The sequence below is a fragment of the Haemophilus parainfluenzae genome, assembly GCF_003253005.1.
GTDB classification, from domain to species: Bacteria; Pseudomonadota; Gammaproteobacteria; order Enterobacterales; family Pasteurellaceae; genus Haemophilus_D; species Haemophilus_D parainfluenzae_M.
Genome location: NZ_QEPZ01000001.1, coordinates 459,455 through 475,489 on the forward strand (window position 1 = coordinate 459,455; position 16,035 = coordinate 475,489).

A 16,035-nucleotide genomic window follows, 5' to 3' on the forward strand; every position below is an offset into this window, starting at 1 on the left:
TTAATCTGTATCTTATGGATAAGATACAACTTTCTTCTACAATTGTTTCATGATTTTCTAAATAATTCCCACATAGGAGAAAACTCATATGTATTCTGAACAACTTCCTCTTATTAAATCAACCGAAAATAAACCTAAGATTCTATCTCTATTTTCAGGATGTGGAGGTTTAGATTTGGGTTTTCACCAAGCTGGTTATGAAACTATTTGGGCGAACGATTTTTCCCATTGGGCTTGCGAAAGTTTCCGTAAAAATATCGGTGATGTCATCGTAGAAGGCGATATTGAACAAATAGACCCTAACGATCCAACTATTCCAGATTGCGACATCATTTTAGGCGGATTCCCTTGCCAAGATTTTTCCATGATTTGGAAACAGCCGGGCCTAGAGGGTGAGCGTGGCAATCTTTATAAAAGCTTTTTACGTTTTGTAAATGCAAAAAAACCAAAAGTTTTTGTTGCTGAGAATGTGAAAGGTTTGTTGACTGCCAACAAGAAAAAAGCCATCCAGCAAATTATTACCGACTTTGAGAATTGCGGTTATTACGTTCAGGCAAAGCTATATAACTTTGCAGAATTTGGTGTACCTCAATTTCGTGAGCGTGTGTTGATTGTCGGAGTACGTTTGGATACAGGATTTGATTTTCGCCATCCAGAACCGACTCACAATGAAACTGGCGAAAATGGTTTAAAACCATATGTAACTGCTGGTCAAGCGATATCTAATATTCCACAAAATGTTAGTAATAATGAATTACTAAAAATTAGTGATAAAACACGCCGTATGTTGGAATTAATTCCTGAAGGTGGAAATTTTACCGATATTCCTAAAGATCATCCTTTATATGTGAAAGGTATGATTAGCCACGTTTATCGTCGTATGCATCGGAGCGAGCCATCAAAAACAATTATTGCAGCAGGTGGCGGTGGAACTTGGGGCTATCACTTCCCTGAACCACGTGCTTTTACTAATAGAGAACGAGCAAGGCTTCAAAGTTTTCCTGATGATTTTGAGTTTGTTGGCTCAACGACGGAAGTACGTCGCCAGATTGGCAATGCGGTTCCTCCTCAAGGTGTAGTTGAGCTAGCAAAGGCTATCTTACCAATTTTTTCAGACAACTACGAAAAAATAGATTTGCATGAGAAATTGGTTACAGAAAAAGAAATTTTATTTCATGACCGACTAAGCAAAATTCGCGGAGGGAAATAATGAATACAGTTTTTTCTAATTTTCATCCTGCCCAAATAACACAGAAAAAACTCAATGATGTTTGGATGGATTTATTTTTAGGTGCTGATGAAGTTTTAATGGCGACAGGTTATGTATCCAATGATGCCGTTATTGAATTACAACGTATTTTGGAACAAAAAACGAGTATCAGAACAGTAGAATTATTGGTCGGAATGCACTATTTGGAGGGATTTTCTCAACCACAATACCGTAGTTTGTGCAGATTGAATGCTTTTTTACAAGCTGAGAAACGGGGGCAGGTATACGTTTCGCCATTTGTTAAATTTCACGGAAAAATGTACTCATTCAAGCATCAAGAACAAATTAATGGCTTGATTGGTTCTGCAAATTTAACGTGTTTTTGGGATAACACCGAACGCACTTACGAAACCATGGTGCATTTGGATGATTTTCAGACGGCATCTGATTTACATTCAGGTATCCGACAGACTATCAAGTTTTTAGGGAAACCTATTAATCAGGCAAGTGAACCAACTATTTTTGCACCGCACAATGTTTATTTGGAAAATTGTATTGGTGTGGAGAAAATTGATGCAAATAAAGTGTCTGAACTTTTCAGACAAACAGCGCAATATCATTTTTTAATCCCTGCAAAAACAGAGCCAAAAAGTAATTTAAATTGTTTTTTTGGCAAAGGAAAAAATCCTAAGAAACCATGGCAACTTCGTTCTTGGTATGAAGTTGAATTAATTGTCCCTATCCAAATCGTCCGTCAAGAGGGCTACCCTACAAATAGAACAGTAAAGATTATTACTGATGACGGTTGGTCTTTTTCTTGCTATTCCAGTTCGAAAAATAAAGGTAACCAATTATCTACGGAGAATCTACGTTCAGAAGACGATCTAAAAACGTTAGGTAAATGGATAAAAGGGCGTTTGGAAATTTCGGGTTGCCTAAAGCCAGGCGAACCTGTTACACCCAAAACCCTACACAAATATGGAAATGATCATCTTGAATTCCGCTCAACCGACGATCCCGATATTTGGTTACTTTCATTTAAGGGGAAAAACTAGATGCTACAAACCTACTTGAACCAATTAAATCCACCTGAATTGGCGATTTCTGTTAAAAATACTGTTGACGATTTTATGGAAAAATTATCGCAAACCGAACCTAAAACCGCTCAAAATGTTTTGTTGCTTGGCAATGTGCAAAGTGGCAAAACTGCCCAAGTGTTGGGCATATTGAGTGCCTTGGCGGATCGTGATTTCAAACTCTTTATTTATTTGACGACCGATAGCGTAGATTTGCAGCAGCAAACATTAAAACGTGCAGAAAAATCGTTGGATAAATTTATTATCTTGTCAGAGAACGACGACAGTAGTTTTATGCAGGTAATGAAGGCAAATAATCCCATCTTGGTCGTAATTAAAAAAAATGCCCGTGTATTGAAACGTTGGCGTAATTTGTTTGCCAGTCAAAGTAGCCTGAAAGGCTATCCTTTGGTTATTGTGGACGATGAAGCCGATGCGGCCAGCCTAAATACTAATGCAGATAAGCCGGATAAAGATGCCAGTACTATCAATAAACTGCTAAATGACATTAAGAATTCCTGTTGTCAAAGCCTATTTATTCAGTTGACCGCCACACCTCAATCGCTTTTATTGCAACATGAAGAATCTGATTGGCAACCTGAATTTATTCATTTCTTTGAAGCTGGTGAAAAATACATCGGCGGTAACTTTGTCTTCTCTGATCCACCTAGCTATATCGTTCGTTTTATTGATAGTGAATTGGATGATATGAAAGACGAGAGTGGTGAAATTGCCGAAGGGGCAAAACAAGCATTGCTTAGTTTTCTAATAACCTGTGCAGAATTCGCGCTATGTGATAAAACTAACTGTAATTTTGCACTGCATCCAAGCTATAAAATTCAAGATCATCAAGCCTTTTCAAAGAAAATCCAAGCCTTTTTAAATGACTTAGTGCAAGCAGTCAATAATGGGGAAGATCTTGCAGGTAGCTTTAAAGAAAGTTATTTGGATTTACAAAAGACCAAGCCCGATATTCATCACTTTGATGAAATATACGAAAAATTGACCGCACTTTTGGAGAATCAACAAATCTCTACTCTTGTCATTAATTCGCAGACAGAAGCAGATTTTGACTTGGAAAAAGGTTTCAATATCATTATTGGTGGTAATGTGATTGGTCGTGGTTTGACTATTCCAAAACTGCAAACAGTTTATTACAGTCGTACAGCTAAAAAACCGAATGCAGATACTTTCTGGCAGCATTCGCGCATTTTTGGATATGACCGAGATAAATCATTGTTACGGCTTTATATTCCGTCTGATGTCTATCATTTCTTTGTCCAACTCAATCAGGCAAACAATCTGATTATTGAGCAGGCAAAAAAATCAGATGGCAATATTCAGGTTATTTACCCGAAAAACATCAATCCTACCAGAAAAAATGTATTAAAAGCTGGTAGTATCAATCAAATGGTTGGTGGTGTAAATTACTTTCCACTTTGTCCGAATGAGAATAACTTGTTGGTTATAAACGGTATTCTTTCATCTGTTTTGATAGATAAGGTGCAATCTGATTTGTATCAAATAAACATAGAAGATCTATTCTTGATTTTAGATAAGCTTGGTAATTATGTACCTGATGACTGGGATAAGGAAAAATTTATTGCCGGCATAGAAGCATTAAAAACGCAACGTCCAACTTTCAAAATCTATGTTTTGGTTAAAACAGGACGTAATCTTTCTCGAGCAACAGGCACAATGCTCTCGGAAGAAGACCGCAAATTAGGAGAAAAATATCCCAATGATTTATTCCTTACACTTTATCAAATAGTGGGAAATAAAGATAAAGGTTGGCAGGGTAAAGATTTTTGGTTACCGAATATCAAATTACCACATAAAGGGCTTGTTTATTGGGGAATAAAATAAAATTCCAAAAACGTCTAAAATTCTATTTTAGGCGTTTTTTATAACCTAAATGATAAAAAGACAAACCATGCGCCAAGCACAACAAATCTTTGATTATGTGGCTAATCAATATGCGACGCAGCCAGAATATCTTTGGGAAAAATATCCCGAATATGCCATCTTGCGCCATGGTAATGCCAAAGGGAAATGGTATGCACTTATTGGCAAAATCAGAAAAATGAAGCTTGGTTTACAAGAAGAAGGAGAGACTAATTTTATCAATCTCAAATGTCCACCCGATATGGTGAGCATTTTGAGACAATCACCTAATTTCTTGCCAGCCTACCACATGAACAAAACTCACTGGCTAACGATTGTGTTAGATCATGGCGTAAAAACCGAAGAAATCTTCAAATTGTTGGATTGGAGCTACGACTTAACAAAGTAGGAGAATTTAAAAACACCTAAAAATCTGACTGCACTTTTGTCTTTCTTTACTTTAGCCACAGCTAGTAAGATAATAAATGAAAACCATTATCAAAATACAGACATTGGGTCTGTTTCATTATAAGGAGATAACCATGACAATGAATAGACGTGATTTTTTAAGAATGAGCGCAGCACTTACGGCAGCGGGCATGTCGCCTTCTCTCTTTGCGGCAACAAAAGAGCAATTTACCATTTATGGTGCACCCGCGATGCCAAGTGTAACTATTGCGGTGGCGGCGACACAAGGTAAATTAGCCAAACAAGCGGATGTAGCATTAGAAATTTGGCGTTCGCCTGATCAGTTGCGTGCGGGTGTGGCAAGTGGGCAATTTAAAGTAATGATGAGCCCAAGTAATGTGGGCGTGAATTTACGTAATCAGGGGCAACAAGTTGGCATGGTGAATATTCTCACCAATGGGATTACACAGTTGATGTGTAAAGGTGGTGCTATTACTTCACCGCAAGAATTAGTGGGTAAGAAAATCCTAGTGCCATTTAAAAACGATATGCCAGACATTGTATTGCAAGCTTTACTGAAAAAATTGAATATTAATATAAGTAAAGTGGATATCACCTATGCAGCTACACCAACTGAAGCAATTGGTTTGTTCTTGCTGAAAGATTTCCATGCGGCTATCTTGCCAGAACCAATGGCAAGTGCGGTTGTGCAGAAAGCTAAAATTGTCGGTACAGAGATTGTACGTGGCTTTGATTTAGTGAAAGAATGGGGACAAGCGTTTAACACGAAACCGCTTATTCCAATGGCAGGCATTATTGCCAATGAAGAATATTTCCACGCACACAAGGCGGAGTTTGATCTACTTCACCAAGATTTAAGTGATGCGTTAAACTGGATTATGGCTAATCGCAAAAGTGCGGCTGAAATTGGTGCTAATTATCTTCCTGCTCCAGAAGCCGCTATTGAAATGGGCTTAGACGGTGCGCGTTTAACGGTGACCAAAGCTAGTGAGCTGAAGAATGAAATCATGCAATTCTATGAAACCTTGATGGAGTTCAATCCAAAACTCTTAGGTGGTAAATTACCAGATGATAAATTCTTCTTGGCTTAATTTGAAACTGAATCACATAACATGATTAAAACTGACAAAATCCGTAAACCACAACCTGTCCTGTTTTACATCATCGACTATCTCTGGAGCGGCTTTACCGGCTTGAGTGTGGCGATGATGGTTGTTGCCTTGTGGGCTTGGGGCAGTGCGATATTTGGTGAATTTATGCTGCCTACTCCTGCGGATGTTTTTCAAAAAGCCCTTGATTTACTCGACCATTTCCAACAAAACGAAATCGGTATTTCACTATGGCGTTCTGTGGTGGGTATTACCATTGCATTAGTCGCTGGCTTAGCCGCTGGGCTGATTGCGGGCAGCTTTAAAACGGCTATGGCATTGCTCAAACCCGTCATTACGATTTTGTTAGCCATGCCACCAATTATTTGGGTCGTGATGGCATTATTTTGGTTTGGCTTTGGCAATCCAAGTGTGCTGTTTACCATTATCGTATTAGTCGCCCCGCTGACCTTTGCCAGTGCAGCCATGGGCATGGCAAGTGTAAACAAACAACATGAAGAATTGTTTGATGCGTACAAACTCGGATTGTGGAAAAAAATCCGCTATTTGTACGTTCCCCATCTCACGGGCTATGTGATTTCCAGTATTGGTGTTGCAGTTGCGATGGGTGTGAAAGTGGTGATAATGGCAGAGCTTTTGGGTGCCAATGAGGGTGTGGGGGCACAGATTGCCGATGCCAGAGCTATGTTAGATACATCAACGGTCATGGCTTATGTGCTGTTGGTGATTATGTTTGTTTCCCTCTTTGAATATTTAATTACCAAGCCATTGGAAATCCTATTTATGCCGTGGAGAAGATAATGCTGAGTTTAAAAAATGTGCGTTTTGAAATTCTCCGCGATCCCATCGTGCGCGATTTCAGTATGGATTTAAAACCGGGCGAAGTGAAAACCTTATTCGGGCCAAGTGGCTGTGGGAAAACTACGGTTTTGCGTTTGATTTCAGGTTTGGAAACGCCAAAATCGGGCGAAATCAAGAATACATTTCGTAAAACGGGGTTTCTATTTCAAGAAAATCGTCTATTAGAAAATCTCACTGCCATGCAGAATATCGCTATTTTTATGGATAATCCTAATGAACATGAAATCATTGCACTGGCAGAAAAGATCGGGCTTTCTTCGGGTGACTTGAATAAATACCCGACCGAATTATCAGGCGGTATGGCAAAACGCGTGGCATTTTTGCGTCTATTACTATGCGGCTGTGATTTAGCCTTATTGGACGAACCTTTTGTCGGTTTGGATCGTGATTTACGTGATATTTTAGCCGCTATGTTAGTCGAGAAAATTGAGCAACAAGGCATGGCTTGCATTTTGGTGACGCACGATCGTTTTGAAGCGGCTCGATTAAGCCGAGAGATTATGCAGCTTTCTCCAAAAGGGATGGATGTGCAAAATGTGATTACTTTGCCAACGCCATTATCCGAACGCAATTCAGCCTTTGAAGAAACCGTAGTCGCACGCGAATTTCAAGGAATCCATTATTATGAATAATTTCTTTACCCATCCAATGCGACCCTTTTTTGTTGGTGCAGCCATTCTTGCGATTGTTGGTGCCTTGAGTTTTTTCATCAGCCCCGATGATCTCATCCTACACCGCAAAATTTTCTTAGAATTTATGCTACCAGCCGCATACGGCGGCTTTCTAACGGCTTCCATGCTCGAATGGACAAATTACAAAGGTAATTTAAAACCTATTGCGACGATTTTAGCAGTGCTCTTGCTTGCAGGATTGGTGTTATTGCCATTTTCCCCGAAAACCGCCTCATTTTTAGTGGCGGCTTATTGGCTAGCGCTGTTACTCTTTTGTACTTGGCTGTTTTGGTTGGATCGCAATACCGACAATTTTACTTTACTGATGTTACTTGCAGCATTTACGGTTTGCCAGACGGCTTACGCCATGACTGATAGTCTGAAATTATTGCGAGCACAGGTGCATTTGAATATGGCGGCAGTGATGTTTGTATCAATTCGAGTAAGCATACTCTTAGGTGCAGAGGCACTGAAAGAAAGTACATTGAAAGATCCCGTATTTATCCCAAATATCGTGTACAAAAATATCGCGATTACATTTTTATTACTTCATACCGCAGCAGAGCTTTGGTTGCCTGCGCAAACAGCCGCTTTTACAGCCTTTGCCGTTGGCTTTATCTTGCTTGCCAAGTTACGCGAATTACATCATCACGAACTGCTACGTAAACATTACGTACGCACTTATTATTTCCTTCAACTGTTCGCCGCGATTGGCTATTTGTGGATTGGCATAAATAAATTACTTGATGAGCCTACTGCCGATCCATTACACATGGTGACACTTGGTGGCATTCTAGGCAGTATGATGATGATTTGGCTCACTGCAGGATTATGGCATAGTGGCTTTACGAAACTGGATTACCCAAAACTCTGTCGCCTTGCCATACTTTGCCTTTTCACGGCGGCGCTTTCCCGAGCCTGTTTGATGTATGTGGACGAACTGTTTTTTATCACGATTCCGGCTATTTTAATTGCCGTCGTGTTTGTGCTTTATCTCGCAACCTTTGTACCGATATTCCGAAACAACGCTTTTACAGATGATCCGGAGTAATGACCAATCCGCACATCAATGTGCGGATTTTTGATATTTTTTAGACCGCACTTAATAGGCTTTTAATTGGGCCATAGCTTTACAATCTGCAGCTTGATGCTCATCTTCAGTAATTAAACTTTGTAGGAAATGTTTAATTTCAGTCAGTTCGGCAATTTTTTCTTCGACTGAAACCAAATGTTTTGCCAACATACTATCCACTTCACAATGTTGAGATTTCTGCGTTTTCATCTCATTAAAAAATTTAATTTCAGCCAAGCTAAAATCTAACGCTCGGCAGGTTTTAATAAATTTTAATTGCTTCAAACTGGCTTCATCATAATCTCGATAACCATTTGCTAGCCGTTTAGGCTCTGGCATTAACCCCATTTTTTCATAATAACGAATGGTTTCTAAATGAATACCGCTTTGTTTGCTGAGTTCGTGAATCTTCATTTTTTAAAATCGAGCCTTGACCTTGTAGTTCCTACGGACTTTATACTTTATCTCAAGTTAATTAAAGACACAATGAGGAGCATTATGTCCGACCACCATTCCCATGAACATCATGACCATTCATCTCATGAGCATATTCCACAAGATAAAAAAATCTTAGCGCTCAGTTTTGCCATCATTACCGGCTTTATGGTTGTCGAATTTGTTAGCGGCTATTGGTTTAACAGTTTGGCACTCATGGCTGATGCGGGACACATGGCAAATGATAGCTTATCGTTATTTTTAGCCTTGTTAGCATTGTTTCTATCCGCTCAAAAACAACGATACATTGCCCTGCTTAATAGCGGCTCATTGATTGTTGTGGCATTGATGATTTTAGTTGAAGCGATTCAACGCTGGCAAAATCCCATCGAGATGATGGCATTACCGATGCTTGGTGTGGCATCTTTAGGATTACTCGTCAATCTTTTCGTTGCTTGGATAATGTTGAAAAGTGATCATGACAATCTCAATATCAAAGCAGCTTATCTGCATGTATTAACAGATTTATTTGGCTCCGTTATCGCGATTCTTTCAGGATTAGGCGCTTATTTTCTCGGATGGCAATGGGTTGATCCATTGGCAAGTATGATATTGAGTGTTCTCGTGCTAAAAAGCGGAATTGAGGCATTTCGCTTGGCATTAAAAAACACCTAAAAAACTGACTGCACTTTGGTTTGATATTTCCAAAGTGCAGTCAATTTTCAGCGATTATTTCCACTCACCTCGCTCTACAATAATTCCCACATTACTTGCTTGGGCAACCGCTTTAGGTTTGCTTAATTTGAGGCGTAACCATGAAATCCCAAAACGTTGTTGTAATTGATCTGCTACTTCATAAGCCACGCGCTCAATCAATAAAAATGGCTTAGCTTGGACATAATCTAAAATAAATTGGCTCACTTCCGCATAATTGAGGCAGTATTGCACATCATCCGTTTCTGCAGCTTTTTGACAATCCCATGCCATTTCCAAATCAAAAACGAGCTTTTGTTTAATTTGTTGTTCCCAGTCATACACACCGATTTGTGCGAAGACCACTAATTCTTCAATAAAAATACGATCCATCTCTCATTCCTGTAAAAATATAGTGGGCTTATGCTATCAAGTTTGGTTAAAATAACGAACAAGTTTTTCAAATACAATCAAGATTGTGGAGCACAAAATGAGCCTATTTGCCCTTTTTTATATGATTTTTGCTTATTTACTGAGTTCGATTTCCAGTGCAATTTTGATTTGTAAGGTAGCGGGCTTACCTGACCCACGAAAAAATGGTTCTCATAATCCTGGTGCGACCAATGTATTGCGTATTGGCGGACGTTGGGCGGCGCTTGCAGTACTAATTTGCGATATTTTAAAAGGGATGTTACCTGTTTGGGCGGGTTATTATTTAGGGCTTACGCAATTTGAATTAGGCATGGTTGCCTTGGGTGCGTGTTTAGGACATATCTTTCCTATTTTCTTTCAGTTTAAAGGCGGGAAAGGTGTGGCGACCGCATTCGGTGCCATTGCGCCCATCTCTTGGGGCGTAGCTGGCTCTACGCTAGGTACGTGGTTGTTAGTCTTCTTAATTAGCCGTTATTCTTCATTAAGTGCGGTCATTACGGCACTTCTCGTGCCATTTTATGTTTGGTGGCTTAAACCGGAATTTACCTTCCCCGTTGCCTTAGTTTGCTGCTTGCTGATTTATCGACACCACGACAATATTCAGCGCTTATGGCGAGGCCAAGAAGATAAAATGTGGGGAAAATCCAAGAAGAAATAAATAAAAAAACCTGTCGATAATCGACAGGTTTTCTTTTTATCAAAATGGCTTAGAAATCAACCGCACTTTTAAGTTTTTTCAGTGCGTTCGCTTCAAGCTGACGAATACGTTCTGCAGATACATTATATTTTGCTGCAAGATCATGAAGTGTGGCTTTATCATCATCTAACCAACGAGCTTTGATAATATCTTGGCTACGTTCGTCAAGATTTGCTAAAGCTGTACCTAATTTTTCTGTTGCTTGTTCTTCAAAGTTTTCGCTTTCAAGTTCTGCCGCAAAGTTTGAGCTTTTATCTTCTAAATATAAAGAAGGTGCATAAGCTTCGTCATCATCGTCTGTTGGCAAATCAAAGCCTACATCAGCCCCTGTCATACGGGATTCCATTTCGATGACATCTTCTTTTGACACACCAAGCTCATTCGCCACCATATCCACTTCGTTTTCATTGAACCAACCTAAACGTTGTTTAGTTTTACGTAGGTTAAAGAACAATTTACGTTGTGCTTTCGTGGTAGCGACTTTCACAATACGCCAGTTGCGAAGGACATATTCATGGATTTCAGCTTTGATCCAATGCACCGCAAAAGACACAAGGCGAACACCCATTTCCGGATTAAAACGTTTTACCGCTTTCATTAATCCGATATTACCTTCTTGAATTAAATCTGCTTGTGGTAATCCATAACCTGAATAACCACGCGCGACATGAATAACAAAACGTAAGTGTGATAAAACTAACTTTTTCGCTGCTTCAATATCACCGTCATAATACAAACGTTCTGCTAAGCTTTTTTCTTCCTCTGCAGTCAGCATCGGATATTCGTTTGCTGCTCGAATATAACCTTCGATGCTACCTTGAGGTACTAACATCATTTGAGTTTCTTTATTCATTCTTCTCCTCACAGCATACGGAGCTAAGCTCCAACTTATTAACTGTCTAGTTATAGCACAATATTTAAAATTATTGTAGCTTTAATTTGTTCTATTTGACAGTTTTTAACGATTAAAAGTTCAAATTTATTACGATAAATTTATCAAACTATTTTAATGGCATGAGTGAATAACTCAATTCTTCCTCGACGACTTTGAACAATAAGTCGATATTTGGATGCTTGCCTGGATTTTGTTTGGCATCTTCAACATGCTCTGCAAACCATTCAATGCCTTGCTGCGCTGAAGTGCGGTCTAATTTTCCGTTAAATTTTTCAGCCAGTGCATTATAAAGACGAAGTGAGCCAAGCTTGCCTGGAGCAGCAGGAATATGATGAATCACGGTTTCACCCTTTAACACATCCAAACCTGTTAGATGCTCAATGCTTGGTAAAGTTTCTAAAATGTCTTTAAAGTTCATGATTGCTTTCCTCTATAAATTAACTAATAGCTTGCTCTGAATTCACTTCGCCATTCGCGCTCATAAAGCGCACTTCTGGCTGTAAATACACACCAAATTTATCTGCCACGGTTTGGCGGATATGATGCGCAAGCTTAACCACATCCTGCCCAGTGGCATTGCCTTTATTAATCAGTACTAAAGCTTGTTGTTGATGAACCGCCGCGCCACCAATTTGAAAACCTTTTAAATGGCATTGATCGATTAACCAACCCGCTGCCAGTTTCACTGAACCATCTGCTTGTGGAAAGTGCGGTAGATTTTCGACCTGTTTTTGAATTTTCACAAATTGCTCTGCACTCACCACAGGATTTTTGAAGAAACTGCCCGCATTACCAAACTCTTTAGGATCGGGCAATTTACTGCGGCGAATATGGCACACTTCATCAAATACTTGTTTTGCCGTTACAGTTTGAGGATCAAAATTCACTAATGAGCCATATTTTAAAATCGGTTGCCAATTTTTGGCTAATTTCAATCCAACCGCTGTAATCACATAGCCTTGTGCATAGCGATGCTTAAAAATACTTTCACGATAACCAAATTCACATTCGTTCGCCTGTAAACGGAATTGTTCGCCCATGTTGAGATTCAATACATCCACGTAATCGCACACATCTTTAAATTCTACGCCATACGCGCCAATATTTTGAATCGGTGCCGAGCCGGCACAGCCGGGAATGAGTGCGAGATTTTCTAAACCGTCAATCCCTTGAGAGAGCGACCATTCGACTAACTGATGCCAATTTTCACCACCATTAACATGCAAATAATGGTAATCGCTATCTTCTGTATGTTGAATACCCGATAAACGGTTAACAATTACAACACCTTGGAAATCTTCTAAAAACAGCATGTTGCTGCCTTGTCCTAAAAATAAGACAAGTAGATTTTCAGCTTGCGCTTTTTGCCAAGCTTGTTGGATTTGTTCAATCGATGTGGCTTCAATAATTTCACGCGCATTTGCTGGAATATTGAAGGTGTGAAACGGCTGTAAACTTTGCATTAACTTTCCTTAAAAAAGTGTGTGAGGAAGCGTGATTTTCACGATAGTACCACCTTGCTCCCCTTTTGAAATACTGAACTGAGCATTTAATTGCCGACTGCGCTCAGTCATGATATTTAAACCATAATGTCCGTCTGGCTCGTCTAGTGTAGGAATTCCTACGCCATTATCTTGTACGAGGATTTCGTATTCGCCCTCAGCATTAATATGGGCTTTTACTTCTATACGTGTGCCTTTGGAGTGTTTAATCGCATTTAACGTTGCTTCACGTACAATTTGCAGAACGTGCACTAACTCTTGTGGATTTAAACTTTGTGAGGGCAAACTACATTCTACTGTCATTTGCATCTTCGTTTGTGAGCGCAAACTTTCGATAACTTGTTCCAATGCAACCTGTAAGTTGGCTTCTTGCACCGTTAAACGGAAGGTCGCCAATAATTCTCGTAATTGAGAATAACCATCTGATAAGGCTTGTTCAAATTCACCAATGATGGCAATGCTTTTCTCTTTTGATTCCTCGTCTTCTTTCTTCAAATTATGCTTTAACAGCGTTAATTGAATTTGTAAGAAAGACAACACTTGCGCCAACGAGTCATGTAATTCCCGTGCAATAATTGACCGCTCTTCCATCAATAAGAGTTGCTCTTGCTGGCGTTGCGTTTTGTGTGAATACAACGCTTTTGCCACCATTTGCCCTAAGTTTTTCATCATACGAGGATCAGGACAAGGCAAACCCGCTTGCCACGAAAGCACAGCCAAGTTTTCATTTTCAATAGAGAGCTCTTCAACTTGAATCGTTTGTTTTGGATCTTTTTGTCCAAAAGAAATTTCCCAATGCTCCGCCCCTAAAATCTCTAATTCGATATAGCGCAAATGTTCACTAACACGAATATGATTGAGCACTTGGCTTAAGATTTTATCATTAATCTTTGTTGGCGTAAGTAACTGAGAGCTTTGATAAAGCGTCGTTAAAGAGCGGTTAGTTTGGCGTAACTTTTGTGTTTTTTCATTTACTGCATCTTCTAAACGGGAATAAAGCTGCCCTAACTCAGATGACATTTGGGTAAACACTTTCGCTAAAATACCGAGCTCATTATTGCTTTCTGTATCAAGTTGGATATGGTTAAACTGCCCCATTTGTACTTGCATACTGGCTTTGGTCATAAGCTCTAACGGTTTCACTACTTCGCACTTCATATACCAAATCACATAAGACACCATCGCAAGAATCAATAGCATCGAAACACACAATACCGAAACCGCAATAATCCATTTTAGTTCAGCAAAGCGCTGTAATTCCAACACGAAATCATCTACATCTTGTACATAACTTTTTAGTTCAGCATGATATTTTTCGATTTGATGGCTACGAGCGAAATCGGACATCCCCCCCCAACGTTTTAGGATTTTTTGATAAGACTCTCTCACTCCTGAAGGTGCAAAAAGCTGATTTTGTACTGTTAGCAAAGCATCGGCATCGAGACTGCGTTGATAACGCACTAAATTCTGTTCGACCGTATCCGGTAAGCGCTCCATTTCTGTTAATAGTCGATAACTTTGCATACGCAAAGAACCGGAAATATTAATGGCTTCCGCATCCGATTTATTACTGGCCATCACGATCATACTCAATGAGCTAATAATGCCCATGAAGATAATGACCACAAATAAATATTTAGCAATACGAGTAGAAACTGAACGTTTAGCGTGCACAATAATTCTTCAAAATTGGAAAAAGTGGCTATAGTTTAGCATAAAGTGCAGTTGAAATTGGCTGATTTTTCACAAATAAAAAACATCGGCTTTAACCCCGATGTTTTCAAAAACTTGAATTTTTTTGACCGCACTTAGCTCAATTCTTTGCCTTTTAATTCGGGTACTAAGAAGACCGTCGCCACCATGTCGATAACATAAATCACCGCCAAAAAAGCAATCGCAATGCTGAATGAGTAAGCAGAGACAATCGCCCCGACAACAACTGGCCCGAAGCCACCAACTGCACGACCTAAGTTAAACAACACATTTTGTGCCGTTGCACGTGCTTCTGTTGGATAAGCTTCAGCCATTAATGCGCCATAACCGCCCATCATGCCGTTCACAAACATCCCCAAGAATGCACCGGCCACCAACATAGCGGTTGAGTCAGATAATTGAGAGTAAGTGATGATACTGATCACAGCACCAAGTTGGAATAATAAGAAACTTGGTTTACGTCCGATTCTATCGGCTAGACGACCAAAAATCCAAATCCCTGCCATCATGCCGCATACCGTAACAGCCGTCCATAAACCCGATTTCGTTAAACTAAAGCCAAGTTGTTTAGATAAGAAGTTTGGCATCCAAATCATAATGCCGTAGTAACCGAAGTTTTGTACGGAAGTTAACACTACTACACCTAGGCTCACTTTTGTGGTTGCTTTATCTTTCACTAAGAGTTTGAAAGATTCCAGTTTAGATATTTTTTGGGTTGAAAGTTCAGTCTGTTTTTGCGAAAAAATTTCAGGTTCGTGTAAACGGGTACGTAAATACCAAGCAACAAATGCAGGGAAGACACCAACAACGAACATGCCACGCCAGCCAATATGTGGAAGCAATACAGGGGTGAGTAATGCCGCCGCTAACACACCAACTTGCCAACCTAACGCCACATAAGACGCAGCTTTTGCACGGTGTTTTGCAGGCCAAGCTTCAATGGCTAATGCCATTCCGATACCAAATTCACCGCCCAAACCGATACCCGCGATGGTGCGATAAATTAATAAATCCCAATAGCCTTGTGCGATTGCACATAAACCGGTAAATACGGCGAAGAGTACGATTGTCCAAGTCAGTACGCGTACACGCCCATAACGATCGCTTAATGCACCAAATACAATACCGCCCACCACAGCACCAATAAGTGTCCAGGTAACTAATGAGCCAGATTGTGCAGGGGTTAAATTAAGATCAGCCGAAATGGCACTAAGCATAAATCCAAGAATAAGAAGATCGAATCCATCCATCGCATAGCCGACAGCTGATCCAATCAAGGCTTTCCAGCCATATTGATTGACGTTTGTCATGATTGAGATTCCTTTTGCTACTCACGGGTAGCGTTTAAAGTGAAAT

17 protein-coding genes are annotated in these 16,035 nt (G+C 39.8%); 10 read left to right on the plus strand and 7 right to left on the minus strand.

The features are described 5' to 3' along the window. Window positions 1–88: 88 nt before the first annotated feature. The 8 genes from DPV97_RS02375 to DPV97_RS02410 all read left to right on the plus strand — a co-directional run bounded on the left by DPV97_RS02375 (window position 89) and on the right by DPV97_RS02410 (window position 8,291). A complete protein-coding gene (locus tag DPV97_RS02375) occupies window positions 89–1,210 on the plus strand; it encodes a DNA cytosine methyltransferase (protein ID WP_070714965.1) in 1,122 nt (373 codons plus the stop codon). Then, window positions 1,210–2,265: a restriction endonuclease PLD domain-containing protein gene (locus DPV97_RS02380; RefSeq protein WP_070714963.1), complete on the plus strand. Its 1,056-nt coding sequence runs from the start codon at window positions 1,210–1,212 to the stop codon at window positions 2,263–2,265. The genes DPV97_RS02375 and DPV97_RS02380 overlap by 1 nt, the downstream gene beginning before the upstream one ends. Continuing rightward, entirely contained in the window at window positions 2,266–4,152 is a 1,887-nt protein-coding gene (locus DPV97_RS02385; RefSeq protein ID WP_070714962.1) for a Z1 domain-containing protein, read from the plus strand. A 67-nt stretch (window positions 4,153–4,219) separates the two neighbouring features. Next, window positions 4,220–4,579, plus strand: coding sequence for an MmcQ/YjbR family DNA-binding protein (locus DPV97_RS02390; protein WP_070714960.1), 360 nt, complete (start codon window positions 4,220–4,222; stop codon window positions 4,577–4,579). A 133-nt stretch (window positions 4,580–4,712) separates the two neighbouring features. After that, entirely contained in the window at window positions 4,713–5,690 is a 978-nt protein-coding gene (locus DPV97_RS02395) for an ABC transporter substrate-binding protein (protein WP_070714958.1), read from the plus strand. A gap of 21 nt (window positions 5,691–5,711) precedes the next feature. Continuing rightward, complete coding sequence (locus DPV97_RS02400; RefSeq protein ID WP_070714956.1) at window positions 5,712–6,509, plus strand: ABC transporter permease; 798 nt, start codon at window positions 5,712–5,714, stop codon at window positions 6,507–6,509. Continuing rightward, a complete protein-coding gene (locus tag DPV97_RS02405; protein ID WP_186821767.1) occupies window positions 6,509–7,201 on the plus strand; it encodes an ATP-binding cassette domain-containing protein in 693 nt (230 codons plus the stop codon). Before DPV97_RS02400 ends, DPV97_RS02405 begins: the two co-directional genes overlap by 1 nt. Then, entirely contained in the window at window positions 7,194–8,291 is a 1,098-nt protein-coding gene (locus DPV97_RS02410) for an NnrS family protein (protein ID WP_070714954.1), read from the plus strand. Before DPV97_RS02405 ends, DPV97_RS02410 begins: the two co-directional genes overlap by 8 nt. A 51-nt stretch (window positions 8,292–8,342) precedes the next feature. On the opposite strand, the gene DPV97_RS02415 is transcribed toward DPV97_RS02410, so the two are convergent. Then, complete coding sequence (locus tag DPV97_RS02415; protein WP_070714952.1) at window positions 8,343–8,726, minus strand: MerR family transcriptional regulator; 384 nt, start codon at window positions 8,724–8,726, stop codon at window positions 8,343–8,345. Between the two features lie 84 nt (window positions 8,727–8,810). On the opposite strand from DPV97_RS02415, the gene DPV97_RS02420 reads away from it, so the two are divergent. Next, entirely contained in the window at window positions 8,811–9,422 is a 612-nt protein-coding gene (locus DPV97_RS02420) for a cation diffusion facilitator family transporter (protein ID WP_070714950.1), read from the plus strand. A gap of 54 nt (window positions 9,423–9,476) precedes the next feature. Here the strand turns inward: DPV97_RS02420 and folB are convergent, their stop codons facing one another. Next, window positions 9,477–9,833: a dihydroneopterin aldolase gene (gene folB, locus DPV97_RS02425; RefSeq protein ID WP_049363438.1), complete on the minus strand. Its 357-nt coding sequence runs from the start codon at window positions 9,831–9,833 to the stop codon at window positions 9,477–9,479. A gap of 97 nt (window positions 9,834–9,930) precedes the next feature. Here folB and plsY point away from each other — a divergent pair, with 97 nt between their 5' ends. Next, window positions 9,931–10,530 carry a glycerol-3-phosphate 1-O-acyltransferase PlsY gene (plsY, locus tag DPV97_RS02430; RefSeq protein ID WP_049363440.1) on the plus strand — a complete coding sequence of 200 codons (600 nt, stop codon included), beginning with the start codon at window positions 9,931–9,933 and terminating at the stop codon, window positions 10,528–10,530. Window positions 10,531–10,579: 49 nt separating this feature from the next. On the opposite strand, the gene rpoH is transcribed toward plsY, so the two are convergent. The 5 genes from rpoH to DPV97_RS02455 all read right to left on the minus strand — a co-directional run bounded on the left by rpoH (window position 10,580) and on the right by DPV97_RS02455 (window position 15,989). Beyond that, window positions 10,580–11,422 (minus strand): RNA polymerase sigma factor RpoH, encoded by an 843-nt coding sequence (gene rpoH, locus DPV97_RS02435; protein WP_070714948.1) that lies wholly within the window; start codon window positions 11,420–11,422, stop codon window positions 10,580–10,582. 148 nt (window positions 11,423–11,570) lie between these two features. Then, complete coding sequence (locus DPV97_RS02440) at window positions 11,571–11,882, minus strand: DUF2322 family protein (protein WP_070714946.1); 312 nt, start codon at window positions 11,880–11,882, stop codon at window positions 11,571–11,573. Window positions 11,883–11,901: 19 nt separating this feature from the next. Further along, window positions 11,902–12,927 (minus strand): UDP-N-acetylmuramate dehydrogenase, encoded by a 1,026-nt coding sequence (gene murB, locus DPV97_RS02445; RefSeq protein ID WP_070714944.1) that lies wholly within the window; start codon window positions 12,925–12,927, stop codon window positions 11,902–11,904. Window positions 12,928–12,936: 9 nt separating this feature from the next. Next, window positions 12,937–14,640 carry a nitrate/nitrite two-component system sensor histidine kinase NarQ gene (gene narQ / locus DPV97_RS02450; protein WP_070714942.1) on the minus strand — a complete coding sequence of 568 codons (1,704 nt, stop codon included), beginning with the start codon at window positions 14,638–14,640 and terminating at the stop codon, window positions 12,937–12,939. 134 nt (window positions 14,641–14,774) lie between these two features. Further along, entirely contained in the window at window positions 14,775–15,989 is a 1,215-nt protein-coding gene (locus DPV97_RS02455) for an MFS transporter (RefSeq protein ID WP_070714940.1), read from the minus strand. Window positions 15,990–16,035 lie beyond the last annotated feature (46 nt).

Bases quoted from the DNA above. Each gene is read 5' to 3' on its own strand.
- DPV97_RS02375 (WP_070714965.1), top strand. From the start codon at position 89: ATGTATTCTGAACAACTTCCTCTTATTAAATCAACCGAAAATAAACCT.
- DPV97_RS02380 (WP_070714963.1), top strand. From the start codon at position 1,210: ATGAATACAGTTTTTTCTAATTTTCATCCTGCCCAAATAACACAGAAA.
- DPV97_RS02385 (WP_070714962.1), top strand. From the start codon at position 2,266: ATGCTACAAACCTACTTGAACCAATTAAATCCACCTGAATTGGCGATT.
- DPV97_RS02390 (WP_070714960.1), top strand. From the start codon at position 4,220: ATGCGCCAAGCACAACAAATCTTTGATTATGTGGCTAATCAATATGCG.
- DPV97_RS02395 (WP_070714958.1), top strand. From the start codon at position 4,713: ATGACAATGAATAGACGTGATTTTTTAAGAATGAGCGCAGCACTTACG.
- DPV97_RS02400 (WP_070714956.1), top strand. From the start codon at position 5,712: ATGATTAAAACTGACAAAATCCGTAAACCACAACCTGTCCTGTTTTAC.
- DPV97_RS02405 (WP_186821767.1), top strand. From the start codon at position 6,509: ATGCTGAGTTTAAAAAATGTGCGTTTTGAAATTCTCCGCGATCCCATC.
- DPV97_RS02410 (WP_070714954.1), top strand. From the start codon at position 7,194: ATGAATAATTTCTTTACCCATCCAATGCGACCCTTTTTTGTTGGTGCA.
- DPV97_RS02415 (WP_070714952.1), bottom strand. From the start codon at position 8,726: ATGAAGATTCACGAACTCAGCAAACAAAGCGGTATTCATTTAGAAACC.
- DPV97_RS02420 (WP_070714950.1), top strand. From the start codon at position 8,811: ATGTCCGACCACCATTCCCATGAACATCATGACCATTCATCTCATGAG.
- folB (WP_049363438.1), bottom strand. From the start codon at position 9,833: ATGGATCGTATTTTTATTGAAGAATTAGTGGTCTTCGCACAAATCGGT.
- plsY (WP_049363440.1), top strand. From the start codon at position 9,931: ATGAGCCTATTTGCCCTTTTTTATATGATTTTTGCTTATTTACTGAGT.
- rpoH (WP_070714948.1), bottom strand. From the start codon at position 11,422: ATGAATAAAGAAACTCAAATGATGTTAGTACCTCAAGGTAGCATCGAA.
- DPV97_RS02440 (WP_070714946.1), bottom strand. From the start codon at position 11,882: ATGAACTTTAAAGACATTTTAGAAACTTTACCAAGCATTGAGCATCTA.
- murB (WP_070714944.1), bottom strand. From the start codon at position 12,927: ATGCAAAGTTTACAGCCGTTTCACACCTTCAATATTCCAGCAAATGCG.
- DPV97_RS02455 (WP_070714940.1), bottom strand. From the start codon at position 15,989: ATGACAAACGTCAATCAATATGGCTGGAAAGCCTTGATTGGATCAGCT.